The sequence below is a fragment of the Aquisalimonas lutea genome (assembly GCF_030409225.1).
Taxonomy (GTDB): Bacteria; Pseudomonadota; Gammaproteobacteria; order Nitrococcales; family Aquisalimonadaceae; genus Aquisalimonas; species Aquisalimonas lutea.
Map to the genome: position 1 here is coordinate 72,717 of NZ_JAUFPK010000006.1, position 24,901 is coordinate 97,617.

Here is a 24,901-nt window from a genome sequence, read left to right on the forward strand (position 1 = left end):
CCGCTGAATCAGTCCTCTTCCATTTCCAGGCCTTCGAGGCCCGGCAGGCCGACGATATGGAAGCCGCTGTCCACGTGCAGGACCTCGCCGGTGACGCCGCGCGCCAGGTCCGAGCACAGGAAGGCGGCGGCGTCGCCCACCTCGTCGGTGGTGACGTTGCGCTGCAGCGGCGCCGAGCGGGCGTTGAACTCCAGCATCTTGCGGAAGCTGCCGATGCCGGCTGCCGCCAGGGTCTTGATGGGGCCGGCGGACAGGCCGTTGACGCGGATGCCCTCCGGACCGAGGTCATAGGCCATGTACCGTACATTGGCCTCGAGACTCGCCTTGGCGGCGCCCATGACGTTGTAGCTGGGCAGCGCGCGCTCCGAGCCGAGGTAGGTCAGCGTCAACAGCGAGGTATCCTCTTTCATCATGCCGCGCAGGGCACGTGCCAGGGCAACAAAGCTGTAGGCGCTGATGTCGTGGGCGACGCGGTAGCCTTCGCGGGTGGTGTTGTCCACGAACGAGCCCTTCAGCTGGTCCTGGGGCGCGAAGCCGATGGAATGCACGACGATGTCGACGCTGTCCCAGTGCTGGCGCAGCGCGGGGGCCAGGGCGTCGAAGTCCTCGTCCCGGGAGACGTCCAGGGGCAATACGATGCCGCTGCCCATCTCCTCGGCCACTTTCTCCACCCGCGGCTTGAGCTTGTCACCCAGATAGGTGAACGCCAGCTCGGCGCCCTCCCGGCGCATGGACTTGGCCACCCCGTAGGCAATCGAGCGATTGCCGGCGACGCCGGTGATGAGCGCTTTCTTTCCGGACAGAAACCCCATGACGTTTTCTCCTCGTAACTACTGGGCCGCACGCCGGACCCTGCTGCCCGGGTGCCATGCTTCGGCGGCGGCCTATACTACTAGTCTTTCAACAGGTATTGCCACGCCCTCCGTCGGCGTTGTTTCGGTGCGCTCCCGGCAGTTCTGCTATCCTGCTCGCCGATTCCGCCGCATCGCCGGCTGCCGCGCTCGTCGTCGGGTGCGCCCGTGCCGCCGCGCCGCTACCCGAGACACTTCTGGGAAGGTTAGTAAAAGTCAATGGATCCCGTAGTTGCCCTGGTGGGCCGGCCGAACGTGGGCAAGTCCACTCTGTTCAATCACCTGACACGCAGCCGCGACGCCCTGGTTGCCGATTTCCCTGGGCTGACCCGGGATCGGCAGTACGGGCGCGCCCGTCTCGCCGGCCGTTCGTTCATCGTGGTGGATACGGGCGGGCTGTCCGATGACCGCGAGGGGGTGGAGGCGGGCATGCACGAGCAGGCCCTGCAGGCCATCGACGAGGCGGATGCCGTCGTGCTGCTGGTGGACGGACGCGCCGGCATGACCGCAGCGGATCAGGAAGTGGCGAACCAGTTGCGCCGCTGCGGCAAGCCGCTGGTCGTGGCCGTGAACAAGACGGAAGGGCTGGACGCCGGCGTCGTCGGCTCGGAGTTCCACAGCCTTGGCCTTGGTGCGCCCTGGGCGATCGCTGCGGCCCACGGCCAGGGGATTACCCCGTTGCTGGAACAGGTGTTCGCCGAGCTGCCGCCTGCCGCGGAGATGGACCCTGCGGCTGCGGACGGGCATGCCGCCGACGGCACCCGGGTCGCCATCATCGGGCGCCCGAATGTCGGCAAGTCGACCCTGGTGAACCGGCTGCTGGGCGAGGACCGGGTCCTGGTGTACGACCAGCCGGGGACGACGCGGGACAGCATTTCGGTGCCGTTCCAGCGCGACGGCAAGGCGTACACCCTGATCGACACCGCCGGCGTCCGGCGCCGCAGCCGGGTCCACGAGACCGTGGAGAAGTTCAGCGTGATCAAGACGCTGGCGGCCATCGACGCGGCCCACGTGGTGATCGTCGTGCTGGACGCCCGCGAGTGGGTCACCGAGCAGGATGCCCATATCGTCGGCCATGCCGTCGAGGCCGGGCGCGGGCTGGTGGTCGCCGTGAACAAGTGGGACGGGCTCAGCCCCCACGAGCGCGACGAGGTCCGCCGTACGCTGCGGGTCAAGCTGGGGTTCCTGGATTTCGCCGAGATCCACTTCATCTCCGCGCTCCACGGTACTGGCGTGGGCCTGCTCCTGGAGGCGGCGGACCAGGCCCACGCCGCGGCGAGCCGGGATCTGTCGACGCGGCGGCTCACCGAGGTCCTGGAAGGGGCGGTGGAGCGCCATCCGCCCCCGCTGGTGCGCGGCCGCCGGATCAAGCTACGCTATGCCCACCAGGGTGGGCGCAACCCGCCGGTGATCGTCATCCATGGCAACCAGGCGGAGCGCACCCCCAGGGATTATCGCCGCTACCTGGCGAACACGTTCCGGTCCGTGCTCGAGCTGCAGGGCACGCCCGTGCGGCTGGAGTTCCGGACCACGGACAACCCCTACGAGGGGCGTCAGAATACGCTGACCCCCCGGCAACGGAAGCGGCGCAAGCGGCTCGAGCGCCACGTCAAGAAGAATGCCCGCGGGAAGCGGTAAGCACGGGGTTATCGAGCGCACGCGAATGGCTCCTGCTTTCCTGGCGGCGGTTCACGGAGACTCGGGAAGGGAGAGCGATGCACTGTTCACATGGAATACGGATGAATCTGCGGGCGGTGGTCACGGTGGTCGCCGTCACGGTATTGGGCCTGTCGGGATGTGCCACGGAGTCGTCGGAACCCCGCGGCATTCGCGCGCCTTCCGCGGATGAGACGCCCCCGGATGCCCTCGTCGGGGTGTGGCGGGTGCAGCGGGCCATCGGCCCGGAGGGCGCCATTCTCGAGCCCGAGGGCAGCGCGTTCACCATGGAAATCGACGCTGAGGGCAACGCGGCCGGGCAGGCGGCATGCAACTCCTGGAACGCCAGCGTGGCCGGTGCCGACGATCGCCGGCTGCGCTTCGGGGCCATCGGCCTGACCCGGGCGGAATGCGGCCTGCGGGGTGACGCGCGGGCGTTCGAGCAGCGCTACATCAACGATCTGACCCGCACCATGCAGTGGTCGCGCACCGACGACACGCTGGTCCTGCGGTTCCAGGACGGCCAGGAGTGGGAGCTCTCGCGTTCCGGCGGCGGGTGATGAGCCGCTCCGCCGGGCGGGCCGCGCTTCACCACTGCGGGTATTCCGTGTAGTCCGCGAGATTGACCCCTTCGTTGGCGCTCGCCTGGACCTCGCGGAACATGTTCATGAACAGCGCTCCCTGCTCCAGGGCGTCGTCCAGGGCCACGTGGTTGTGCCGAAGGCCGGGCTCCACCCACCGGGCCGGGATGCGGTCCTTGGTCGTGCGCAGGTAGGAGCTCCGCTGGAGCAGGGCCATGGCGTAGCTCTTGATGTCCAGGGCGGAGAAGCCGAAGGGCGCCTCACCGGTGAAGCGCAGCAGGTAGTAGTTCACGAAGGCGAAATCGAATCCGGCTGGCCAGGCGACGAACACCGGACGGCCGTCCAGTGACGCCAGCCAGTCCCGGTACGAGCCCATGGCCACCTCCGGCGGCTGCGCGTCGCGGCGCGCCTGCTCCCATGCCTCCGGCCACTGCTTCCACCACTCCTCCGTGGCCGGATGGGCCGTGGCGCCGGGCAGCGTCTCCAGGTTGATGCTGAACGTGTCCAGCAGCTCGCCGTCCACGGCATAGGCGGCCGAGCCCAGGGAGAGCATGGAGTTCAGGCCGGGCACCGGGCCGTCGGCCTCGATATCCGTGGACACGAACACGTCGTTGGGCGGTCGGCGGAATCGCGACATGGACGGATCTCCTGCGTGACTGGCCTGCGGCGGGCCACGGGGCACCGCCGCTCATGGATAAGGATGCTACACCCGTGTGCTCGTGGCTTGCCACAGTGACGCAGGACACCGACGGGCCCGGACGGCACCGCCCGCAAATGCGCAGCACCGGCATTCGCGGACGTGCGCCGCCGGTTTCCGGTTGCGTCGCGCACGCGGATGGTGTCTCCTGCATACGGCCTTGCGCGCTGCCCGCCGCGGAGCCACGAGCCGTTCGGCAACCCGGAGCGGATTCCGACCCATGATCCCCGTCGCGGATGACACGCCCACCCGCATACTGCCGCTGGTGACCTGGGCCCTGCTGGCGGCATGCGTGGCCGCGTTCGTCTGGCAGCTCGGGCTGGATCCGCGCACCCACAGCGCGGTGATCCACGCCTTCGGGTTCATACCGGCGGTCGTGTTCGGGCACGCCGAGCTGGCGCCCGGTCTCTCCGTGGTGCCTGCACCGGTGACCCTGGTGACCTCCATGTTCCTCCACGGCGGCTGGATGCACCTGATCAGCAACATGCTGTACCTGTGGGTGTTCGCCAACAACGTTGAGGACGCCATGGGGCACGGCCGCTTCCTGGCGTTCTACCTGCTCTGCGGCGTGATCGCGGCGCTGGCTCACGGGCTCGCCGCCCCGGGCTCGCAGATCCCCATGATCGGGGCCAGCGGCGCGATCTCCGGGGTGCTCGGGGCCTACCTCCTGCTGCACCCCTGGTCCCGGATTACCGTGGTGATTCCCCTGGGCATTCTCCTGTATCCCGCGCGGCTGCCGGCCGGCCTCGTCCTGGTGGTATGGTTCGGGCTGCAGTTGCTCAGCAGCGCAGGCGTGGACCCGGACGAGCCGGGTGTGGCCTTTCTCGCGCATGTCGGCGGCTTCATTGCCGGCATGGTCCTGGTCGTGCCGTTCAGGAAGCGCCATGTCCGGCTGTTCCGGGGACGGCGATAGCCACCCGCCGGCGCGACACGCTGCCTGTCAATGCGGGAATGTCCGTATGCAATGGAACCCCGGGCCGGCTGTCCAATAGTCGGGACAAGCCACGATCCGGAGAAAGACCATGAAGCGGCGGTACCTGATGCACGGCGCCCTGGCGCTGGCGGCCGTGAGCCTCCTGCCGGTCACGGCTGTCGCGGCGAACGGCTGGCGGCGGTTCCACGCCGTGCGCGTCGATGACGGCGCGCTGGAGCGGCTCGACCGTACCGCGGAGGCGTGGCGACGGGTGCTGGACGAGGACGCCTGGCGGATCCTGTTCCGCGAGGGCACCGAGCAGCCCTTCTCCAGCCCGCTGAACGAGGAGACGCGCGACGGCACGTACATCTGCGCCGCCTGCTTCCTGCCCCTGTTCAGCTCCGCCACCAAGTTCGAGAGCGGCACCGGCTGGCCGAGCTTCTATGCGCCCATCGAGGCGCACGTGGACACCAGGCTGGATCTGAAGCTGGTCTGGCCGCGCACGGAATACCACTGCATCCGTTGCGGCGGTCATCAGGGCCACGTCTTCGACGACGGACCGGATCCCACCGGCCAGCGCTGGTGCAACAACGGCCTGGCCCTGCGGTTCGTCGCGGCCGGGGAGGCGCTGCCGCAGCTGCGCGGGTGACGACGAGCGTCAGCGGAACGCCTGCTCCTCGAACATGAGGGTGACCTCGTAGCGGGCGTCCTCCTCCGTGTGGCGGAACCGGATCGGCGTGGGATCCGTGAGGTTCTGCCAGCTGCGGTTCTCGAAGGTCACCCGCTGTACCTCGGGGCCGGCGATGAAGCTGTCCGAGTCGCCCTCGGCCGCCAGCCGCCGTTCCCCCCGACGCAGCCGGATATCCACGCGGCTGTCCACGGAGAGCCGCTGGCGGCCGCCGCCGGCGTGCTCGACCTGGAAGCGCAGGGTCACGCTCGCGGCACGGTCGCCGCCTTCCGTGCGTTCTTCCGCGGGGCGCCCCTCCATGAGCAGGACCTCGCCGCTGGCCAGGACCCGGGACTGATCGTCGGTGATGCGCGTCAGCTCGTAGACGGCGGGGTAGGCCTGCGGCACCTCCGCGCTCACGGCCGTGAACGCGCCGGCGACGCCGAGCATGGCGGCAAGCAGAATGGATGCGTAGCGGGACGGTGACCACATAGCGCTGCCTCGTGCCGTGGCGGATACGGCCTTACCTGTCAACTCCTTCCCAGCATACCCGGGTGCAGGTACCCTGACGAGCCCGCCGAGGCCGGTGCCGGCGGCACTCTTCCGACGGAACAGGGCTGCAGTCCATGACCGAATTGCTCGAACTCTATCGCAACAGCGTCCAGCAGTGGGAAATCGACATGATGGGCCACATGAACGTGCAGTTCTATGTGGAGAAGTCCACTGCCGGGCTGTCGGTGCTCGCCCACCACCTGGGCATGGGACCGGCATTCTGCCGGCAGGAGGAGGCCGTGCTCGCCCCCGTGGAGCACCATGTGCGCTTCCTCCGGGAGCAGCGCCCGGGGGCGCCGATCGCGCTCCGGGGCGGCATCGTCGATTCCGGTGGGCACATGCTGCGGATCTACCAGGAGCTGGTGAATGCCGCCAGCGATCAGGTGGTCGCCACCTTCCTGGTCACCGCTGCATTGCGTGGAACGCGCAGCGCCGAGACGCGGCCGCTGCCCGCCGAAGCGCTGGAGCGCGCCTCCGCACTGCAGGTTGCGGTTCCCGAGTACGGTGCGCCCCGGGGGCTGGTGCTGGACCCGCCGCGGCCGGCGCCCACCATGGAAGAGGCGGAGTCCGGCGGTATGCTGGCGACATGGCGGGGGCCCGTGCTTGCCCGCATGGTGGACGAGCACGGGTTCATGGCGACCCACGCGCACATGGGCATCGTCTCCGACGCCATACCCAACCTGCTCGTCCACCTGACCCGCGAGGATCGCGCCGAGAGCGGTGTCGGCGGCGCCGCGCTGGAGTATCGCTTCGTCTATCGGCGGCGGAGCCGCGGCGGCGACCTGCTGACCCTCTACAGCGGCATCAAGGCCGTTTCCAGCAAGACCTACCAGTTCGGCCACTGGCTGTTCGACACTGTGAGCGGCGAGGCCGTGGCCACCGCCGAGGCCGTGGCCGTGATGATGGACATGGACACGCGGCGGGCCATGGTCATTCCCGACGACCGCCGCGCCGTTCTTGACGCCCACGTGGTGCCCGGGCTGTCCGCGTAGGGCATGGCAAGGAGCGGCGGGGCATGAGCAGGCCGGCACAGCCCGACGGCGGCGCCCGCGGCACGTACGCCGCCAAGCGTCGCGTGACCGTGGTGGGGGCGGTGGTCAACGTGCTGCTGTCCGCCGGCAAGATCCTGGCGGGACTGCTGGGCCAGTCCCAGGCGCTCATTGTCGACGGCGTGCACTCCCTGTCGGACCTGGTCAGCGACGCCCTGGTGGTCTGGGCGGCGCGTATGGCCTCGCTGGATCCCGACCATAACCATCCCTACGGGCACGGTCGCTTCGAGACCGCGGCCACCGTGGCCGTCGGCGCGCTGCTGCTGCTGGTGGCGGGTGCCTTCGCCTACGACGCCGTGGTCCGGCTGCTCCGCCCGGAGCTGTTGGGCCGGCCCGGCTGGCTGGCCCTGGCGGCCGCCGTGACGTCGGTGGCGTTCAAGGAGGCGCTGTATCACTATACCGCCCGCGTGGCACACACCTGCCGGTCGGAGCTGCTGCGCGCCAACGCCTGGCACCATCGCTCCGACGCCCTGTCGTCGGTGGTCGTCATCGGCGGCGTCCTCGGTGCCATGGCCGGATTGCCCTGGCTCGACGCCGTCGCGGCACTGGTGGTGGCCCTCATGATCGGCGCCGTGGGCTGGCGCCTGGGCTGGCAGTCCGCCCGCGAGCTGGTGGATACGGGGCTGGACCCGCAGGAGGTGGAATCCATCGGCCGGCTGATCGACGAGGTCGAGGGTGTCGAGCGTCACGATGATCTGCGCACCCGGCAGATGGGCAATGACACCCTCGTCGACGTGCGCGTGCAGGTGTCGCCGGATATCACCATCTCCGAGGGCCATCGCATCGGCGATGCCGTTCTCGAGCGCGTCCGCGGGCAGCTCGACCATGTGGCCGACGTATTCGTGCACGTCGACCACGAGGACCCCGACGCCCAGCAGCGCAGCGCCGACCTGCCCCTGCGCCCGGAGGCCGAAGCGGCACTGCGGCAGGCATGGCAGGGGCTGCTGCCGGATACCGAGCGCCTGGAAATGGTGCTCCACTACCGTGACGGCGCGCTGCACGTGGACGTGATCCTGCCGCCGTCGACGGCCCCCGATGTCCCCCTGCCGGGCAGCCGCGCGCTGCGGCGCGCGGCGGCGCATCTGCCGTTCCTCGGCGAGGTGCGGCTTCTGCGGTATCTTGAATAGGGCGGGTCGCAACGACCACGTCCAGGGGCGGCGTCCCGTCCACACGCTGCAGAGGTTGGCGACATGGCGCATTCTCCGGAATCGACGGCCATGGACGAACGGACCCTCGCCGATGCGATCGGGCGCAACAGGGCCTCGCGGGAGCGCTTCCAGGGGCTCGAGTATGCGCGGCTGCGGGATACGGTGGCCGGCTATCGCCGCGGCAGCCTGGTCCTGCCCGACGGCTCGGTGATTCCCGGCTATCCGTCCATCGGGCGGGTGCAGTCCCTGGGCGCCGGGCTCCGGCGCCACTACAGCGGCGCCTTCTGGGTGGAAGAGAAGATCGACGGCTTCAATGTGCGCATCTTCCGCTGGCAGGGCAGGACCTACGCCGCCACCCGGGGCGGCTACATCTGCGCCTTCAGCACGGACCGCCTCCCGGACCTGCTCGACAGCGCCATCCTGGACGACGAGCCGGATCTGGTCCTGTGTGCCGAGATCGCCGGGCCGGAGAATCCCTACCTGGAGGGGGCGCCCCCGGGGGTTGCCGAGGACGTGGCGGCGTTCGTGTTCGACATGATGCGCACGGGCCGCACCGGCTTCCTGGCGCAGGGCGAGAAGATGGCCCGGTTGCGCGACCACGGGCTGCCGTCGGCCCCCATCTTCGGGCGCTTCCTGCCGGCGGACCTGGACGCCCTGCAGGCGCTTGTCCTGCGGCTCGACGCCGAGGGCAGCGAGGGCGTGGTGCTCAAGGGCGAACAGCCCGGCGAGGGGCGCGCCAAGTACGTCACCGGGCGCTCCAACGTCGCCGATATCGAGCTGTGCGGCGACCAGCTCCTGGACCTGCCCCCGGAGTACTTCACCAACCGGTTGCTGCGGCTGGGGCTGTTCGTCAACGAGCACGCGCAAGCCGGCGATGCCGATCTGGAGCGGCGGCTCGGCCGGGCCCTGATCAACGGCGTCACGGCGGCGGTGGATCGCAGCCGTACCATCGGCCGCGTCGGCCGGCGGTTCCGCTGCCGGTTCCGGCAGCGGCGCAACGCCGAGGCGTTCATGGCGCACATCAAGGCCACGGGCGGCCAGCGCGTGCGCATCGACCCGGAGATGCCGCGCCGGGAGGGGGCGTTCTGGGTGCTGGAGTTCGAGCGCATCCTGGAGCGCATGACGGGAACCCTGGCCAACGCCCTGTCGGGGGCCTCGCAGTACGACTGAGCGGGCGGCTCAGTCGTCCCGGTCGCCGGCGAGATTCTCCATGACCCGCCGCAGGTAGGCCGCGGTGACCAGCTTCACCCCCATGCGCGTGCCCAGCTTGCGCATGCCCTCGTCGGCGCTGGCCAGCTCGGCGTCCAGCTCCATGGCCAGGAGCACCGCATCCACATCCTCCCGGGAGTCCACCAGGCCCTTGCGCATGGCCTCCCGGTAGCGCTCGCGCAGATGGGTGATCAGCTCCGGCGGCATGTCCGAGGAGGCGCCGGCGCGCTTGGTGTGCTCCTCGGCGATGCGCAGCCCCCGGTCGATCCGGCTGCGTACCTCGTCGATGAACTCGTAGAGCACGTCGCTGGGAATGGTCAGCGAGAAGCGCCGCGGCGAGCGGATCCAGATCTCCGTCTCCAGGTCCCCGGCCAGCTCGGGCTCGATATCCCGGAGGGTGCGGAACTCCTCGTAGACGGACAGCGGCATGTAGAACTCCGCCGGGCACCGGCGCGCCAGCTGCAGGAACGTCTGCAGGGTCTCGCCGGCGGACTCGCCGAACTGGCTCGCCACGTGGGGGTTGGTGAAGACACTGGTATCCAGTACGAATCGACGCATGGCGCAGGCCCCGGTTGCGACAGTGCCAGTGTGCCGGACGCGGGCGCTGCGGCAAAGGTATTCCTGAACCCGCGGCGGGCTGTTCGCCCGTGGCCCCGCCTGGCAGGTAGGATGACGATGATTGCCTGCTTCGGACGGGACGGGAGAAGCCAGTGACGCAGCATGCAGAAGCCAGTTGCCGCGTGGAGTTCGACTACAACGGGATTGCCTGGATGTGGCTCGATTGCCCGGACGGGCCCACCAATACGCTTCCCATGTCGGTACTGGATGACCTGCATCGCGTCATGGACCAGGTGGAGGGCCATGCGGGATTGCACGGGCTGGTGATCGGCTCCGCGAAGAATGCCGGTTTCGTCTCCGGCGCCAGCAACCAGGAGCTGGCGCGGATGCACGATCTCGACCATGTCGAGCGGCTCATGGAGCGCGGCCACGCCCTCACGCAGCGCATTGCCCGCCTGCCCGTGCCCTCGGTGGCCATGATCCACGGCCACTGTCTCGGCAGCGGCCTGGAGCTGGCCCTGGCCTGCCGCTATCGCGTGGCGGACCGGGCGGTGGGCACGTCGCTGGGGCTGCCGGATGTGCGCCTGGGGCTGCATCCCTGCCACGGCGCCACGGCGCGACTGCCGTCGGTCATCGGCGCGTGGCGCGCCCTGGATCTGCTCATGAGCGGGCGTTCCATCGACGCCGAGGGCGCCGCGCGCATCGGCCTGGTGGACCGGACCGCGCCGCGCGCGGATCTGGAGGAAGCGGCACGGGACGTGATCTGGTGGGATCCGGGCCGCCACCGGCCGAGCATTGCCACCCGGCTGCTGCGCCTGGCACCGGTGCGCTGGCTGATCTACCAGATCCACAACAGCCGCCTGCAGCGGGAGGCCCGGCCCGAGAACTTCCCGGCGACCTACGCCATCCTGCGCCTGTGGCGGAATGCCGCCGGCCGGCGCATGGACGGCCGCCTGCGGGCGGAGCGGGAGTCCCTCCTGCGGCTGATCAGCAAGCCCAGTGCCCTCAACCTGGTGCGCACGTTCCTGCTGCAGGACCGTCTCAAGCGCGAAGCCCGGGCGCTGGACGTCACGGTTCCACAACGGGTGCACGTGTTCGGCGCCGGCACCATCGGCGCCGGCGTCGCGGCGCTCCTGACCCTCCACGGCCGCGAGGTGGTGGTCCACGAGCCCGACGCGAACGCCGCGGACGCGGCCCGGCAGCGGGCCGGGCGGCTGTTCGGCCAGCGGCTGGGCGAGGGCGAGCCGGCCGATGCCGCGCAGCAGCGGCTGACATTTGCCGGGGCGGACGACATGCCCGCTGATGCGGCGTTCGTCATCGAAGCCATCCCCGAGGATGTATCGGCCAAGCGATCGCTGTACCAGCGGCTGGAACAGGCGCTGCCGGCGGAGAGCGTCATCGCATCCACCACGGCGACACTGCCCGTCGAGGTACTGGCGGAGGGGCTCGTACGGCCCGAGCAGCTCATCGGCCTGCATTTCTTCCACACCGTGGAGCGGATGCCGCTGGTGGAGGTGGTCGCCGGCGACCGCACCAGTACGGCAGCGCTGCAGCTGGGGCATGCGCTGGTGGCCGCCATGGACAAGCTGCCGCTGCAGGTGCGCAGCGGACCGGGGTTCCTGGTCAACCGTCTTCAGCTCCCCTACATCCTCAAGGGGGCGGAGAAGTACGAGCGCGCGCGGCGGGAGATCATCGACACGGCGGCCCTGCGCTTCGGCATGCCCATCGGTCCCCTGGAGCTGGCGGATTCCCTGGGCCTGGATGTCTGCAAGAACCTGGCCGAGCGCCTGGGGTACACCGTCCCGGCGCAGCTCCAGGAGGCCGTGGATGCCGGCCGGCTCGGCCAGTGGAGCGGCCAGGGGTTCCACGACTGGAAGCACGGCCGGCGCGTGACCGCCAGCGTGCCACCCGGGGAGCACGAGCTCGGCGCGATCGCCCGCGAGCTGGTGGATCCGATGATCCGGGAGGCGGTGCGGTGCCGGGATGAGGGTATTGTCGCCGATGACGATCTCATCGACGTGGCCGCATTGTTCGGCGCGGGATTCCCGGCGTACACCGGCGGCCCGCTCACCCTGCTGCGCGAGCGCGGCTGGGGGAATCCGGCTGCGGGACGCTGACGGCGCCCGGTGACGGCGGCATGACCGTCGCCACCGGGGCTGCTCGGATTACCGGACCGTGAGCACGCTGCCCTCGAACAGCTGCTGCACCTTGTGGGAGACGCTGCCGAGCAGCAACCCCTTGAGGTCGCCCAGCCCCCGGGAGCCCATGACGATGAGGTCGGCCTGCGCGTTGCGGGCGCTCTCCAGAATGACCTGTGCCGGATCACCTGCGCCCCACGAGGTGGTGACGTTGTTGACCCCGGCCTTGCGGGCCTTGTCGGCGGCGTTCTCGAGGAGCTTGTTGGCGATGCTCTCCAGGGCCTGCCGGGGCACCTGGTAGTCCACCGACGCGCCCCCCAGGCTCATCGGCGGCATCTCCGGGATCTCCACGTCGGACAGGGCGCGCAGCTCGTCCGGCAGATGCCCGTGTATCAGGCAATGGTTCACCGCCAGGTCCGCGTCGAACCGGCGTGCGATCTCCGCGGCCATGGCCAGGGCGTGATCTGCGTGGGAAGAGCCGTCCACGGCGACAAGGATCTTCTGGATCATGGGGTTCGTCTCCTTTCGTTCGTAGCAATCCACCATGGCCAAAGGATAGCAGTCCGTGCCGCCATCACCCGATGAACAGCGTCAGCACGAGCAGCCAGAGGGCGACGGTGGCTGCCGCGACGGCCCAGGTGAGAAGCATGAACCCCGGCGCCTGGGTGAAGCGCACCAGCAGGAGGCTTCTGGCGTCGTAGGCGCGGATGCCGTCCTGCTTCCTGCGGTAGCGCTCCAGCAGCGTCTGCTCCCCGGTCTCGGGCAACTCCCGTATGAGTGCCGCAAGCCGGTCCTGGGAGGCGGTGGAGAATGCCGGGGAGGACAGGCGGTAGCCGGCCGGGTCGCCGTCGTCGTTGACTTCGAGCACGAGGGTGTCGCCCTCGCGGCGGACGCCGGACAGCGTGCGCGGGGCCTTCACCGGGACCTCGCCGTTGTCGAAACGCCCGGTGAGCCGCAGGACATCGCCTTCGGTCGGCCGCTCGATACGGAACTCCCGGGGGCCGCCGAAACGCGCCTTGAGCACGGCAACGCCGACCAGCAGCGCCGCGATCAGGGCCAGGGTCAGCCAGCCGGGCAGCTGCATGCGGAGTACCGCGATGCCCAGGAGCAAGGTCACGCTGAGCCCGACAACCGTCGTCAGCGTCTCCCGGACGGGGCGGTGGAACGTGCCTTCCGCGATGAGGAGTGTCCGTCGCACGTGTCAGTCTCCGTTGGTATCCCTTGTGTCGACGTGGTGGCCGTCCGCGTCCGGGACGTGCCGGGTGCCGGCCAGGGGGCGGCTGTAGTGCGGCCCGTACCGGGGGTCGGGGGGGCTGATGGCCAGCAGGTCGCCGACGGTCGCCGTTCCCTCCGTCAGGTGGGTTGCGAGCCAGGCGAAGATCTCGCCGCAGACCAGGGCATCCCCCCGGGCATTGTGCCGCTCGCTCACGGGGATGCCGCAGGCATCGGCGACTTCATCCAGCCCGAACAGGCCCCGTTTGCCGCTCCAGGCCTGGAACAGGACCATGGTGTTGAGCGCCGGGTTCGGTAGACGGTGGTGGACGTGGCGCAGGGCGGCGCGGTTGAGGAAGCGGAGATCGAAACCCACGTGGTGGCCGACGATCAGGGCGCCGTCCAGGAATTCCAGGATGTCGTCCAGAATGCGCTCCAGCGACGGCGCGTCCACGACATCCGCATCGGCCAGGCCGTGGATCGCCGTACTCTCCGACGGAATGTGCCGCCCCGGGTGGATCAGCGAGGTCAGCTCCCGCCCGGTCGGGCGCAGCCCCGTGTACTCCACCAGCGCGATCTCCACCAGGGTGTCGCCGCCGAAGGGCTGCATCCCTGTGGTCTCGGTGTCCAGGACGACGATCCGCGCATCGTTCACAGGGGTGGCCAGCAGGGTGTCGCGATCGAACGCCCGCCAGGACCGCGCCAGCCGGTCCCGGCGCGGCGGCAGCGGACGCCCCGCGTGCCGGTACAGGGCGGCACCGAGCCATTCCCGCAGTTCCACCAGTTCACGGCCCAGGCGTCGAAAACTCAATGCATGACCACGCCGAAGTTGTACTGTAGTCGCTCGCGCATGCGGCGGCTGGCCCGCAGGGAGACCCGCAGTCGCTCCCGGTCGTGGCTGGACAGCCGCTCCATGCGCACGAGAGGGTCCGGGATCTCGCCGCGCTCCACCTGGTCGAGCTGATGGGTGAACAACAGATCCTGGAGCTCCTCGAAGGCGATCCGCATGGTCTCTGCGAAATCGGCGTCGAACACGCCCAGCCGGCGCAGCGACGCGATGCGCTCGATGGTCTTGCAGCGGCTGATGCCCTCGCGCAGGGCGAATACCCGCATGGCATCGACGATGATGCGCAGCCCCGTGCGCTTGAGGTCAATGACCTGGCTTCCCTGGTGGCTGGTGGTGACCAGCCGGTTGAACAGGCCCAGCGGCTGGGCGATCTTGGCATCGTCGCTGACCATCATCCGGAACAGCATCTTGCCGCGCCCGCCCTGCAGCTCCTGGTTCAGGTGCGCCCGCAGGCGGGCCGTGAGGCTGTCGTCGCCGTAGAGCGTGGAGAAATCCAGCACGATATTGGCCGCACGGGCCTCCTGCCGGCCCGGGTTGGCCACCAGCCGGGACAGCTTGGCCTTCCAGTCGGTCAGCGTGTGCCGGTACTCCGGATTACGCGCCATGACGTTGCCCGGGCACAGCCGGTAGCCGATCTCGTCCAGCGCCGGATTGAGGCGTTCGGCGAAGTCGCGGAACCACTCGTGGCCGGCGGCGTCGACCCGGTCGTCGATGATCAGGCCGTTGTCCTGATCGGGGCGCAGCAGCATCTCGCCGCGGCCGCCCGAGCCCATGACGACGACCGCGAATCGGGCCGGCGGGCGCCCCAGGCCTTCCCGGTACATGTCGTCGAGAATGAGCTCCACCAGGCGGTGCTGCAGGGCCAGGTGCATCTCGGTGAGCGCCCTCACCGCGGTGCCGGCGCTGCGATGGCTCTCGTGCACGGCCGCCGCGGCCACCGGGATCTTGCGCCGCAGGCGGACCAGGGCGTCGACATCCGCCGCGTCCCGGATCTCGGCATCCAGGGTCTGGGGCGGCTTCGCCAGCGCCTGGATCATGGCCGTCTCCGACATGATGCCGATGGGTGCCTCGTTCTGATCGACGACGGCCACGTCCTTGATCCGGTGGCGGCGCAGGAGCTCCTCCACCTGCCACAGCGGGGTGTCGGGCGTCACCGAGACGGGGTCGTCCGGGGGCACGGAGTCCACCTTGTCCCCGGGCGCCGCAGCGTCGTTGGCAAGGGCCAGGAGCAGGTTCATGGGCGTGATCAGGCCGATGAGGCGCCCGCCGTCGTCCACCACGGCCAGGCTGCCGATGTCGCGTTCCGCCAGCATGCGCGACGCGTCGGCCACCGTGTCATCCGGCTGGCAGGCCGGCAGCCCGCTGATCATGTACTGCCGGACCGGCCGCGCCAGCGTGCCCCGGACCGTCTCGCGCACCTGCCGGGCCTTGCGCATCCGCGCGGCCAGCGCCCGGTTGATGGCCTCGAAAAAGGTGGTGGACTCCTGCTCCAGGCGTTGCACGGTGGCCCCGGGCAGGGCCAGCAGCCGGCATTCCGTCAATGCCTGGGCCGTGGAGCGATAGTTGTCCCCGTCCAGATAGCTGGCCAGGCCGATGACGTCGCCGGGTTCGGCTTCCCGGCGATCCCCGCTGGCCGCGGTCTGCTCCAGGGCACCCTCCATGTGGATGTAGATGCACTTGCGGTAGGCGTCGCCGGCGCGGAAGAGGTAGCCGCCGGCTTCCAGGCGCAGCTCCTCGCCGCTTGCCAGCATGGCGTCGATGGTCTCCGGATCCAGCGAGTGCCACATCCGGGATTCGGCGATGCGCTGATGATCCGAGGCTGCTTCCGGAGCGTTGTCCATCCCTGTTCCCGCGGCCGAGTGGTGATCTGTTCGCCGGGAAACTAACACAAAAAAAGCCCCGCGGGTGCGGGGCTTTTTACGGTCGATCATGCGTGTCGTATCAGGCTGTGGCGGGCTTGTAGTTCGGCGCCTCCTTGAACATCGCATAGATCATGCAGGCCGCCATGGACAGGAGCACGAGTGCAAACGGAAAGCCCAGGGTGATGGCGACCGCCTGTAGTGCGGCGGTGCCGCCACTGAGCAGTAGCACGATGGCCACCAGGCCCTCGAACGTTGCCCAGAAGACGCGCTGGGCCACCGGAGCATCCGTCTTGCCGCCGGCGCTGATGGTATCGATGACCAGCGAGCCGGAATCCGACGACGTGACGAAGAACACGATCACCAGGAAGATCGCCAGCGTCGAGGCAACGAGCGGCAGCGGCATAGACTCCAGCAGTCCGAACAGCGGCATGGTGCTGTCGTAGCTTTCCACCACGTGCTGGTAGACGCCGGTGGCACCGGTGCTCACGTACTGGTCGATGGCGAAGCCGCCCATGATGTTCATCCACACGACGGTCGCCAGTACAGGCACGATCAGCACGCTGATCATGAACTCGCGCACCGTGCGGCCGTAGGACACGCGGGCGATGAACATGCCCACGAAGGGCGCCCAGGAGATCCACCAGGCCCAGTAGAAGACCGTCCAGCCGTGCATGAAGCCGGTATCTTCGCGGCCCACCGGGTTGCTCAACGGAACCACGTTGGCCAGGTAGTGGCCGATACTGGTGACGCTGTTAATCAGGATATCGACCGTGTAGCCGGCGAACAGGACGAACACGCCCAGGATCGCGAAGAGCACCATGTTCAGATTACTCAACCGGCGGACGCCCGCCTGCACGCCGAGTACGACCGATCCCAGGGCGATGCAGGTGATAACCGCAATCAACGGCACCGTCGTCCACAGGCCCTCGGGGAACACGCCGAAGACGTGGTTCAGCCCGGCCGCCGCCTGCTGGGCACCCAGCCCGAGGGACGTGGTGAGGCCGAACATAGTGGCGAATACGGCCAGCACGTCGATGATATGGCCGAACCAGCCCCAGACGCGGTCCCCGAGAATCGGGAAGAATGCCGAGCGAACGGTCAGCGGCAGCCCGTAGTTGAAACTGAAGAACGCCAGGCAGCCGGCCACCACGGCGTAGATGGCCCAGGGGTGCAGGCCCCAGTGGAAGATGGTTGCGGCCATGGCCATGTTGCGGGCCGCTTCACCTTCAGCCTCCATCCCGAACGGCGGGTTGAAGTAGTGATAGAAGGGCTCCAGCACGCCGAAGAACATCAGCCCGATGCCCATCCCGGCGGCGAACAGCATGCCGAACCAGGAGGCATAGCTGAACTCCGGCCTGGCACTCGGACCGCCCAGCCGGATCCGGCCGGTGGGGCCCAGCATGAGGATCAGGCAAACGATCACGAAGATGTTGGCCGCCCCCATATAGACCCAATCGAAGGTCGACTCAAGCCATTTGCGCGTGCTGTCCATGACGCTAAAGGCAGCGTCCGGAAAGATGGCGGTGAACAGAACGGCGAGGACGGTACCAAGCGCGGTTATGAAGAACACCGGATTGTGGAGCTCGAGGCCGAGAGGGCGGACGTTGTCCTGGCCCACCTCGTAGTCGGTTTCCACAACCGGGTTATAGTCGTCCGGGTTCTGATTCTGATCAGTCACGACTCACTCCCCAGTGGTTTGGGTGCAGGTTCTCTCCCTCATGGCCGATGAACCGACCGGAACCGTGCACGTCGAAGATTCTCTTTGGAGGCTTCTCTTGATTGCTTCTCGACACCCTTTATTACTTTGGTTCATCGTTCGGGCATGGTCAAACCGGGTATGCCCGGCAGAGGCCGGTTCCCAGGCCCTTTCGGAGATCTCATCGTGACAGCCTCTAACGATCCTGTCCTTGTTCTCAAGGTAACGTGTACCGACCGCCCCGGAATTGTCGCCGCCGTTTCCACGGTCATCGCCGAGCAGGGCGGCAATATTCTGGAAAGCTCCCAGTTCAATGACCTCCGGACCGGGCGCTTTTTCATGCGCGTGCGTTTCAGCTTCCCCGACCCGGCGCGCTTCCGGGCGCTCTTCCGGCCCGTGGGGCAGCGGCTGGAGATGGAGTGGAGCGTCCGGGACGAGGCCCGGGCCGGCCGGGTGCTGCTGCTGGTCTCGCGGCTGGATCACTGCCTGGTGGATTTGCTCTACCAGTGGCGTACGGGCACCATTGCCATGGATCTCGCGGGCGTGGTCTCGAATCACGACGACCTGCGGGGGCTGGTCGAAGCATCCGGGCTGCCTTTCCACTACCTTCCGGTGACGCCGGAAGCCCGACCGGAGCAGGAGGCCCGGCTACTGGACGTGATCGAGCGTACGGAGACGGAGCTCGTGGTTCTGGCGCGCTACATGCAGATCCTCTCTGTGGCCACGGCGGACGCGCTGTTCGGCCGGGCCATCAATATCCACCACTCGTTCCTGCCGGGGTTCAAGGGAGCACGCCCCTATCACCAGGCCCATGCGCGCGGCGTCAAGCTGATCGGCGCAACGGCCCATTACGTCACCGCCGATCTGGACGAAGGGCCGATCATCGAGCAGGACGTCGAGCGGGTGACCCACGCGGACACGCCGGAAGAGCTGGCCTCGATCGGACGCCACCTGGAGGCCCGCGCACTGGCACGGGCCGTGCGCTGGCACCTGGAGCAGCGGGTGTTCCTCAACGGGGCGAAAACGGTGGTATTCAGGTAGGCGGCGATGCCGGCGGGTCCTGCGGGCTGCACTGGGGGGAAACGCATGGGTTCTGCACTGCGCTGGTTGCTGCGCGGCTTCATTCCGGTCGTGATCCTGGTCCTGGCCGCGGGGATCGCCTGGCTTCTCTGGGCGACGCGGCCGGAGGTGCCCGCGGAGCCGGCTGAGGAGCGTAGCTGGCCGGTGGCGGCGGTGACGGTGGACCAGGGCAGCCACCGGCCGCTGCTGCGCCTGCAGGGCTTCCTGGAATCCCCCCGCACGGCGACGCTGACCGCGGCGGTGAGCGCCGATGTCGCCGCGGTGACGGCGCGGGAGGGCAACACGGTGGCCGCGGGCGATCCCCTGGTGCGCCTGGACGAGCGGGAGCTGCATCTGGCCCTGGACCAGCGCCGCGCGGAGGTGGCCGAGCTGGCCGCCCAGCGCCGAGTGGAGCAGCGGCGCGCGGAGGCGGACCGCCAGGAGCTGGCGTGGGAGGAGGAGCTCCTCGGCCTCCTGGAGCGGGAGGTCGCGCGCCTGGAGGATCTCTCCCGGGAGCAGTTCGCGTCGTCGGCGGATCTGGAGCGCGCCCAGCAGGAGCGAACGCGGCAGCGCCTCTCCGTTGCGGAGCGCCGGTTCGCCGTGGAGACCGCCGAGGACCGGCTGGCGCAGATCGACGCACGCCTGCAGCGGGCGCGGGCGGCCCGGGACCAGGCGGAACTGGACCTGGCCCGTGCCCGCGTCGATGCCCCCTATGACGGCCGCATCGCCAGCGTGGCCGTCGCCCCCGGTGACCGGGTGGCCCCCGGCGAGCCGTTGCTGACGCTGTACGATCGCCAGGCCCTGGAGATTCGCGCCACGGTCCCGCGGCATGCGCTGGGTGCACTGCGGCGGGCCCGTCGCGGTCCCGGCGTCGAGGCGTTCGCCGAGGTCGACGGCCAGCGGGTGCCGGTTCGCCTGTCGCGCTTCGGCGGCCGGGCGGAACCCGGCCAGGGCGGGGTCGATGCGCTGTTCCGGATCACCGGCGATGACCACGAGCTGGTCCTGGGACGGTTCGCCAGCCTGGAGGTACGGCTGCCCCCGGAGCCGGATACCGTGGTGCTGCCGTTCGAGGCGCTCTATGACGCGGGCCGTGTCTACCGCATCCGTGACGGGCGGATGCAGCCGGTGGCCGTGGAGCGCATCGGCCAGGTGCGCCGGGCCAACGGCGAGCGCGGGGTCCTGGTGCGCGCTCCGGAGCTCACCTCCGGCGAGCGGGTGGTGAGCACCCAGATTCCCCAGGCCATGGACGGACTGCGTGTCCGGGTGACGGAGCAGGCAACGCCGCATGAATGACGCGGGGCGACAATCCTGGCTGGCCTGGGTGGCCCGGGATCCCGTGGCGGCCAACCTGCTCATGCTGTTGATGATGGTCTCCGGGCTGTGGGCGCTGCAGCAGCTCAACACGCAGTTCTTCCCCTCCTTCGAGCTGGACATCGTCACCGTCGAGGTCCAGTGGCGCGGGGCGACGGCGGAGGACGTGGCCGACTCCGTGACCTCGCCCCTGGAGGAGGAGCTCCGGGACGTGGACGGCCTGCGCGAGCTCACGTCCACCTCCGCCGAGGGCAATGCCGTCATCGTTCTGGAGTTCCGCGAAGGCACCGACATCGCCCGGGCGACGGAATCGGTCAAGGACCGCGTCGCCCGCGTCCGCAACCTGCCCGAGGCCGCCCGGGAGCCCACCATCAGCCGCGTGTTGCGCTACGACCCGGTGGCGCGCCTGCTGGTCAGCGGCCAGCTCGACACCCGCGAGGTACGGGCCCTGGCCCGGCGCCTGGAAGAGGAGTTGCTGCAGTCCGGGGTCACGCGGGTGGAGCTCACCGGCATGGCGGAGCAGGAGATCAGCATCGGCATCCCCCAGGGCACGCTGACGGACCTGGGGCTGTCGTTCAGCGATCTGGCCGCCCGTATCAACGCCCAGAGCCAGGACATCCCGGCGGGCGAGGCCGGCGAGGACGATGTCGCCCGGCAGCTGCGCGGGGTCGATCAGGCCCGCTCCGTGCGCGCTTTCGAGGTGCTGCCCATTCCGCTGGACGGCGGCCGCTCGGTGCCGCTGGGAGCGCTTGCCGATATCCGGCAGCAGCCCCGGGAGGGCGAGGTGCAGCTGCGCGCCGGCGGCGAGGACGCCGTGGAGATTCTCGTCGAGCGCGCCGACAGCGAGGACGCCCTTGCCGCGGCCCGCGCCCTGGAGTCGTACCTCCGGGAACATCGTTCCGCGCTGCCGGACACGGCGCGCCTGGAGGTCTTCGACGAGTTCTGGCAGTTCCTCAGCGAGCGCATCGGGCTGCTGCTGAAAAACGGCGCCGGCGGGCTGCTGCTTGTGGTCGGCGTCCTGCTGGCCTTTCTCTCGGCGCGCATGGCCTTCTGGGTGACGCTGGGCATTCCCACGTCGTTCCTGGCGGCGCTCACCGTGCTGCACCTGGTGGGGGGCAGCATCAACATGATCAGCCTGTTCGCGTTCATCATGGCGCTGGGCATCATCGTGGACAACGCCGTGGTGGTGGGCGAGAACGCCTACAGCCGCTTCCAGGCCGGGGATGCGCCGGCGGATGCGGCGGTCAACGGCGCCCGGCGGATGTTCGGCCCGGTGATGGCCGCGTCGCTGACCACTATCGCCGCCTTCCTGCCGCTGATGATCATCAGCGGGCCCATCGGCAACATCCTCTTCGACATTCCCCTGGTGGTGGTGTGCGTCATCGTCGCCGCCGTGATCCAGGCATTTCTCATCCTTCCGGGCCACCTGCGGCGCTCGTTCGAGCGCAGCCGCCGGCACGGCCGCGAGAACCGGTATCGCCGGGCCGTGGACAATGCCTTCAATCGCTTTCGCGACGGCGTCTTCCGGCGCGGCGTGGCCGTGGCCATCCGCTACCGCTGGGCCACCATCGCCGCGCCGGTGGCCCTGCTGATCGTCGCCTTCGCCCTGGTGCCGGGCGGCCGTCTGGCGTTCACGTTCTTTCCCAGCGTCGAGGGCGAGACCATCTACGCCAACGTGAGCTTCGCCGCCGGCACGCCCCGTGCGCGCGTGGAGGCCTACCTGGATCGCCTGGAGGACGCCCTGGTGGCCACCGCCGACGAGGTGGAGGGGGACGTGCTGCGCACCCACGTGCTTCGCACCGGCAACACCATCGCCGCCGACCCCTCGGACACGCGGGTCGGCGAGAACTACGGCGGCATCTTCGTGCAGCTCACGCCGCCGGACACGCGCGCGGTGCGCAACAGCGCCTTCATCCGGGCCTGGCAGGACAACGCCCCGGCGGCGCCGGGGCTGGAGGACCTGGTGATCCGCGAGCGCGAGCAGGGCCCGCCGGGCTCGGATATCGACGTGCGCATCACCGGCGCGCCGGCGGAGCAGCTCAAGGCGGCGTCCATGGCCGTGCAGGCCGATCTCCGCCAGCGCCCGGGCGTGTCCGGTATCAGCGACGACCTGCCCTACGGGCCGGAGCAATGGATCTACCGGCTGAATGACCAGGGCCGGGCCCTGGGGCTGACGTCCGCCGATCTCAGCAACCAGCTGCGGGATGCCTACCAGGGCGTGCTGGTGCAGCTGTTCCAGCAGGGGCGCGACGAGGTCGAGGTCTGGCTGCGGCTGGACGAGGAGCAGCGGGACCGCCTGGCGAGCCTGGAGGACTTCCGCGTGCGCACCCCGGACGGCGGGACCGTACCCCTGGGCAACGTGGCGCAGCTGGAGACGCGGCGCGGGTTCGCCTCCCTGCGCCACTTCGAGGGCCGCCTGGCGGTGCGCCCCACGGCGGACGTGGACGCGCGCGTGGCCAATGCCAACCGCATCATCGCCGACATGCAGGAGAACCTGCTGCCGCAGCTGCGGGAGCGTTACGGCGTGCAGACCAGCTTCGAGGGGCGCGCGGCGGACCAGGAGGAGACCCTGGCGGACATGCGCGCCGGCCTCGTGCTGGCGCTGGCGCTGATCTACCTGGTGCTGGCATTCGCCTTCGGCTCCTACGGCTGGCCCCTGCTGGTGATGTCGGTGATCCCGTTCGGCATTGTCGGCGCGTTCTTCGGGCACTACCTGTTCGGGCTGGACCTCACCATCCTGTCGCTGTTCGGCCTGTTCGGCCTGGCCGGGATCGTGGTCAACAACAGTATCATCCTGGTGACCTTCTACCGCGAGATCCGGGACGAGAACCCCGATCAGCCGGTGGAGGACGCCCTCATCGAGGCCTCCCGCCTGCGCCTGCGGCCGGTGCTGGTGACCACGCTGACCACCATCGGCGGGCTGCTGCCGCTGATCTTCGAGACCTCCGTGCAGGCGCAGTTCCTGATTCCCATGGCCATCGCCATCGCCTTCGGCCTGGCCGTAGCCTCGCTGATCGTCCTCTTTCTCATTCCGGCGATGCTGTCGGTCTACGAGAACACGGTGCGCCGGCTGAGCCAGCGGTACCGGGCGGCATGACGGCCGCCGGCCTGCCGCGCTGGCTGCGGGGGTACCGGCGTGAGCACCTGGCCGGTGACCTGGTCGCCGCGGTGATCGTGACCCTGCTGCTGGTGCCCCAGGGCCTAGCCTATGCGGCCCTGGCGGGGCTGCCGCCCCAGCTCGGCCTGTACGCCAGCCTGGTGCCCATGGTGGCCTATGCCGCGCTGGGCTCGTCCATGGTGCTGTCGGTGGGGCCGGTGGCCGTGGCGTCGCTGATGACCGCCTCGGCCCTGGCGCCGCTGGCGGAGCCGGGCAGTCCGGAACACGTCGCTGGGGCGGTCCTGCTGGCCTTTCTCTCCGGGGCCATGCTGCTGCTGTTCGGGCTGCTGCGCCTGGGTAACCTGGCCCGGCTCCTGAGCCATCCCGTGATCAGCGGCTTCATCTCCGGCGCCGCGCTGCTGATCATCATCGGCCAGCTGGGGCCGTTGCTGGGGATCGAGGCCCGCGGGTCCACCGCCCTGGCCGTGGCCGGTGACCTGGTGGCCGGGCTCGTTTCCGTGAACCCCCTCACGGCCCTGATCGGCGGGCTGGTGTTGCTCTTTCTGGCGCTGGCGCGCCGCTGGCTGGCCCCGCTGCTGGAGCGCCTCGGGCTGCCCGGCGGGCCCGCGGCCCTGCTGGCGCGGTTGGCCCCCATGGCGGCGGTCCTGGTGAGCGCCGCGCTGGTGGCCGGCCTGGGGCTCGAAGAGCAGCTGGCGGTGGTCGGGCCGTTGCCCGCCGGCTTGCCGCAGCCGGTCTGGCCGGCCCTGGACCCGGCGCTTGTCGGCGAGCTGCTGCTGCCGGCGCTGGTCATCGGCCTGATCGGCTTCGTGGAGAGTGTCGCGGTGGCCCAGGCGTTCGCCCGCGAGCGCGGCGAGCGCATCAACCCGGACGCCGAGCTGCGGGGCCTGGGTGCGGCCAACGTGGTCAGTGCCCTGTCCGGTGCCTTCCCGGTCGCCGGCGGCTTCTCGCGCACTGCGGTGAATGCCGACGCCGGCGCGCGCACGCCCCTGGCCTCGGTGTTCTCGGCCGTTCTCGTCGCTGCCGTGCTGCTGACGGCGACCGGCCTGTTCCGCGCCCTGCCCATGACGGTGCTGGCGGCGGTGATCGTCGTCGCCGCCGCCGGCCTGGTTGATATGGCCGGGCTGCGGCGCGTATGGCGGCACGACCGGGCCGAGGGCCTGGCGTTCGCGGGCACGGCGCTGGGCGTGCTGGCCGTGGGCGTGGAGGGCGGCGTGATCTTCGGCGTGGCGCTGTCGCTGGCGACGCTCATCTGGCGCGCCAGCCATCCGCACCTGGCGGTGGTCGGGCGCGTGCCGGGCACCGAGCACTTCCGCAACGTGCAACGCTACGACGTGGAAACGGATCTCGCGGTGGTCCTGGTGCGCATCGACGAGATCCTGTTCTTCGGCAACGCCGAGGCGGTACGCAGCCGGCTGGAGGCCTGCGTGGACCGCGACCCGGCGCCGCGGCACCTGGTGCTGGTGATGCTCTCGGTCAGCCACGTGGATGCCACGGCCGTGGAGATGCTGGAAGACCTCAGCGGCCGGCTGGCGGAGCAGGGCATCGCCCTCCACCTCGCCGAGGTCAAGGGCCCCGTCATGGACCGCCTCCGGGACGGCCCGCTGATGCGCAAGCTCACCGGGGAGGTGTTCCTCTCGGCCAACGAGGCGTACGAGGCGCTGGCCGGACGGTAGGGGCGTAGGAGCCGTAGGAGCGAGGTCACTCGCGACCTTCCAGAGAACCGATCCGCGGAGAGTCGGGGCTGAAGCCCCTCCCACGGGATTCTCGAGCAGGCTTA

General features: G+C 69.7%; 21 protein-coding genes. 12 read left to right on the forward strand and 9 right to left on the reverse strand.

What is annotated here, in order from left to right; translation table 11 throughout:
• Positions 1–8: 8 nt before the first annotated feature.
• Entirely contained in the window at positions 9–812 is an 804-nt protein-coding gene (locus tag QWY84_RS17150; RefSeq protein WP_290204129.1) for an enoyl-ACP reductase FabI, read from the reverse strand.
• A gap of 258 nt (positions 813–1,070) precedes the next feature.
• On the opposite strand from QWY84_RS17150, the gene der reads away from it, so the two are divergent.
• Both der and QWY84_RS17160 read left to right on the forward strand, forming a co-directional pair.
• Positions 1,071–2,489: a ribosome biogenesis GTPase Der gene (gene der, locus QWY84_RS17155; protein ID WP_290204130.1), complete on the forward strand. Its 1,419-nt coding sequence runs from the start codon at positions 1,071–1,073 to the stop codon at positions 2,487–2,489.
• A gap of 101 nt (positions 2,490–2,590) precedes the next feature.
• Complete coding sequence (locus QWY84_RS17160; RefSeq protein WP_290204131.1) at positions 2,591–3,067, forward strand: META domain-containing protein; 477 nt, start codon at positions 2,591–2,593, stop codon at positions 3,065–3,067.
• Between the two features lie 28 nt (positions 3,068–3,095).
• Here QWY84_RS17160 and QWY84_RS17165 read toward each other — a convergent pair whose 3' ends face one another.
• Positions 3,096–3,725 carry a 3'-5' exonuclease family protein gene (locus QWY84_RS17165; RefSeq protein ID WP_290204132.1) on the reverse strand — a complete coding sequence of 210 codons (630 nt, stop codon included), beginning with the start codon at positions 3,723–3,725 and terminating at the stop codon, positions 3,096–3,098.
• 280 nt (positions 3,726–4,005) lie between these two features.
• Between QWY84_RS17165 and QWY84_RS17170 the strand changes: the two genes are divergently transcribed.
• Together QWY84_RS17170 and msrB are read left to right on the forward strand one after the other, a co-directional pair.
• Positions 4,006–4,698: a rhomboid family intramembrane serine protease gene (locus tag QWY84_RS17170; RefSeq protein WP_290204133.1), complete on the forward strand. Its 693-nt coding sequence runs from the start codon at positions 4,006–4,008 to the stop codon at positions 4,696–4,698.
• Positions 4,699–4,807: 109 nt separating this feature from the next.
• A complete protein-coding gene (gene msrB / locus QWY84_RS17175; RefSeq protein WP_290204134.1) occupies positions 4,808–5,347 on the forward strand; it encodes a peptide-methionine (R)-S-oxide reductase MsrB in 540 nt (179 codons plus the stop codon).
• Between the two features lie 9 nt (positions 5,348–5,356).
• Here the strand turns inward: msrB and QWY84_RS17180 are convergent, their stop codons facing one another.
• Positions 5,357–5,857 carry a hypothetical protein gene (locus tag QWY84_RS17180; RefSeq protein ID WP_290204135.1) on the reverse strand — a complete coding sequence of 167 codons (501 nt, stop codon included), beginning with the start codon at positions 5,855–5,857 and terminating at the stop codon, positions 5,357–5,359.
• 134 nt (positions 5,858–5,991) lie between these two features.
• Here QWY84_RS17180 and QWY84_RS17185 point away from each other — a divergent pair, with 134 nt between their 5' ends.
• The 3 genes from QWY84_RS17185 (at position 5,992) to QWY84_RS17195 (ending at position 9,284) form a co-directional block, all read left to right on the forward strand.
• Positions 5,992–6,909: an acyl-CoA thioesterase gene (locus tag QWY84_RS17185; RefSeq protein WP_290204136.1), complete on the forward strand. Its 918-nt coding sequence runs from the start codon at positions 5,992–5,994 to the stop codon at positions 6,907–6,909.
• Between the two features lie 23 nt (positions 6,910–6,932).
• The gene (locus tag QWY84_RS17190) at positions 6,933–8,093 is read left to right on the forward strand and encodes a cation diffusion facilitator family transporter (RefSeq protein WP_290204137.1); all 1,161 of its coding nucleotides are present in this window, start codon (positions 6,933–6,935) and stop codon (positions 8,091–8,093) included.
• A gap of 90 nt (positions 8,094–8,183) precedes the next feature.
• Complete coding sequence (locus QWY84_RS17195) at positions 8,184–9,284, forward strand: RNA ligase (protein ID WP_290204138.1); 1,101 nt, start codon at positions 8,184–8,186, stop codon at positions 9,282–9,284.
• A 9-nt stretch (positions 9,285–9,293) separates the two neighbouring features.
• Here QWY84_RS17195 and QWY84_RS17200 read toward each other — a convergent pair whose 3' ends face one another.
• A complete protein-coding gene (locus QWY84_RS17200; RefSeq protein ID WP_290204139.1) occupies positions 9,294–9,881 on the reverse strand; it encodes an RNA ligase partner protein in 588 nt (195 codons plus the stop codon).
• Between the two features lie 152 nt (positions 9,882–10,033).
• On the opposite strand from QWY84_RS17200, the gene QWY84_RS17205 reads away from it, so the two are divergent.
• A complete protein-coding gene (locus QWY84_RS17205) occupies positions 10,034–11,998 on the forward strand; it encodes a 3-hydroxyacyl-CoA dehydrogenase NAD-binding domain-containing protein (protein ID WP_290204140.1) in 1,965 nt (654 codons plus the stop codon).
• Between the two features lie 48 nt (positions 11,999–12,046).
• Here the strand turns inward: QWY84_RS17205 and QWY84_RS17210 are convergent, their stop codons facing one another.
• The 5 genes from QWY84_RS17210 to QWY84_RS17230 form a co-directional block, all read right to left on the reverse strand.
• Positions 12,047–12,529 carry a universal stress protein gene (locus QWY84_RS17210; RefSeq protein ID WP_290204141.1) on the reverse strand — a complete coding sequence of 161 codons (483 nt, stop codon included), beginning with the start codon at positions 12,527–12,529 and terminating at the stop codon, positions 12,047–12,049.
• Between the two features lie 64 nt (positions 12,530–12,593).
• Positions 12,594–13,217 (reverse strand): hypothetical protein, encoded by a 624-nt coding sequence (locus tag QWY84_RS17215; RefSeq protein WP_290204142.1) that lies wholly within the window; start codon positions 13,215–13,217, stop codon positions 12,594–12,596.
• Between the two features lie 3 nt (positions 13,218–13,220).
• Positions 13,221–14,042 carry a 3'-5' exonuclease gene (locus tag QWY84_RS17220; protein ID WP_290204143.1) on the reverse strand — a complete coding sequence of 274 codons (822 nt, stop codon included), beginning with the start codon at positions 14,040–14,042 and terminating at the stop codon, positions 13,221–13,223.
• The gene (locus QWY84_RS17225) at positions 14,039–15,919 is read right to left on the reverse strand and encodes a DUF294 nucleotidyltransferase-like domain-containing protein (protein ID WP_290204144.1); all 1,881 of its coding nucleotides are present in this window, start codon (positions 15,917–15,919) and stop codon (positions 14,039–14,041) included. The genes QWY84_RS17220 and QWY84_RS17225 overlap by 4 nt, the downstream gene beginning before the upstream one ends.
• Positions 15,920–16,019: 100 nt before the next feature.
• Positions 16,020–17,618 (reverse strand): BCCT family transporter, encoded by a 1,599-nt coding sequence (locus tag QWY84_RS17230; RefSeq protein ID WP_290204145.1) that lies wholly within the window; start codon positions 17,616–17,618, stop codon positions 16,020–16,022.
• A 204-nt stretch (positions 17,619–17,822) separates the two neighbouring features.
• On the opposite strand from QWY84_RS17230, the gene purU reads away from it, so the two are divergent.
• The 4 genes from purU to QWY84_RS17250 are packed head-to-tail and all read left to right on the forward strand — an operon-like array spanning position 17,823 to position 24,797.
• A complete protein-coding gene (gene purU, locus QWY84_RS17235; RefSeq protein ID WP_290204146.1) occupies positions 17,823–18,677 on the forward strand; it encodes a formyltetrahydrofolate deformylase in 855 nt (284 codons plus the stop codon).
• Positions 18,678–18,722: 45 nt separating this feature from the next.
• Positions 18,723–19,988, forward strand: coding sequence for an efflux RND transporter periplasmic adaptor subunit (locus tag QWY84_RS17240; protein WP_290204147.1), 1,266 nt, complete (start codon positions 18,723–18,725; stop codon positions 19,986–19,988).
• Complete coding sequence (locus QWY84_RS17245; RefSeq protein ID WP_290204148.1) at positions 19,981–23,103, forward strand: efflux RND transporter permease subunit; 3,123 nt, start codon at positions 19,981–19,983, stop codon at positions 23,101–23,103. Before QWY84_RS17240 ends, QWY84_RS17245 begins: the two co-directional genes overlap by 8 nt.
• A complete protein-coding gene (locus QWY84_RS17250) occupies positions 23,100–24,797 on the forward strand; it encodes a SulP family inorganic anion transporter (protein WP_290204149.1) in 1,698 nt (565 codons plus the stop codon). Before QWY84_RS17245 ends, QWY84_RS17250 begins: the two co-directional genes overlap by 4 nt.
• Positions 24,798–24,901 lie beyond the last annotated feature (104 nt).

Coding starts and splice junctions, on each gene's coding strand:
- der (WP_290204130.1), top strand. CDS start 1,071: ATGGATCCCGTAGTTGCCCTGGTGGGCCGGCCGAACGTGGGCAAGTCC.
- QWY84_RS17165 (WP_290204132.1), bottom strand. CDS start 3,725: ATGTCGCGATTCCGCCGACCGCCCAACGACGTGTTCGTGTCCACGGAT.
- QWY84_RS17160 (WP_290204131.1), top strand. CDS start 2,591: ATGAATCTGCGGGCGGTGGTCACGGTGGTCGCCGTCACGGTATTGGGC.
- QWY84_RS17250 (WP_290204149.1), top strand. CDS start 23,100: ATGACGGCCGCCGGCCTGCCGCGCTGGCTGCGGGGGTACCGGCGTGAG.
- QWY84_RS17180 (WP_290204135.1), bottom strand. CDS start 5,857: ATGTGGTCACCGTCCCGCTACGCATCCATTCTGCTTGCCGCCATGCTC.
- QWY84_RS17170 (WP_290204133.1), top strand. CDS start 4,006: ATGATCCCCGTCGCGGATGACACGCCCACCCGCATACTGCCGCTGGTG.
- QWY84_RS17200 (WP_290204139.1), bottom strand. CDS start 9,881: ATGCGTCGATTCGTACTGGATACCAGTGTCTTCACCAACCCCCACGTG.
- QWY84_RS17185 (WP_290204136.1), top strand. CDS start 5,992: ATGACCGAATTGCTCGAACTCTATCGCAACAGCGTCCAGCAGTGGGAA.
- QWY84_RS17210 (WP_290204141.1), bottom strand. CDS start 12,529: ATGATCCAGAAGATCCTTGTCGCCGTGGACGGCTCTTCCCACGCAGAT.
- QWY84_RS17195 (WP_290204138.1), top strand. CDS start 8,184: ATGGACGAACGGACCCTCGCCGATGCGATCGGGCGCAACAGGGCCTCG.
- msrB (WP_290204134.1), top strand. CDS start 4,808: ATGAAGCGGCGGTACCTGATGCACGGCGCCCTGGCGCTGGCGGCCGTG.
- QWY84_RS17240 (WP_290204147.1), top strand. CDS start 18,723: ATGGGTTCTGCACTGCGCTGGTTGCTGCGCGGCTTCATTCCGGTCGTG.
- QWY84_RS17225 (WP_290204144.1), bottom strand. CDS start 15,919: ATGGACAACGCTCCGGAAGCAGCCTCGGATCATCAGCGCATCGCCGAA.
- QWY84_RS17150 (WP_290204129.1), bottom strand. CDS start 812: ATGGGGTTTCTGTCCGGAAAGAAAGCGCTCATCACCGGCGTCGCCGGC.
- QWY84_RS17245 (WP_290204148.1), top strand. CDS start 19,981: ATGAATGACGCGGGGCGACAATCCTGGCTGGCCTGGGTGGCCCGGGAT.
- QWY84_RS17190 (WP_290204137.1), top strand. CDS start 6,933: ATGAGCAGGCCGGCACAGCCCGACGGCGGCGCCCGCGGCACGTACGCC.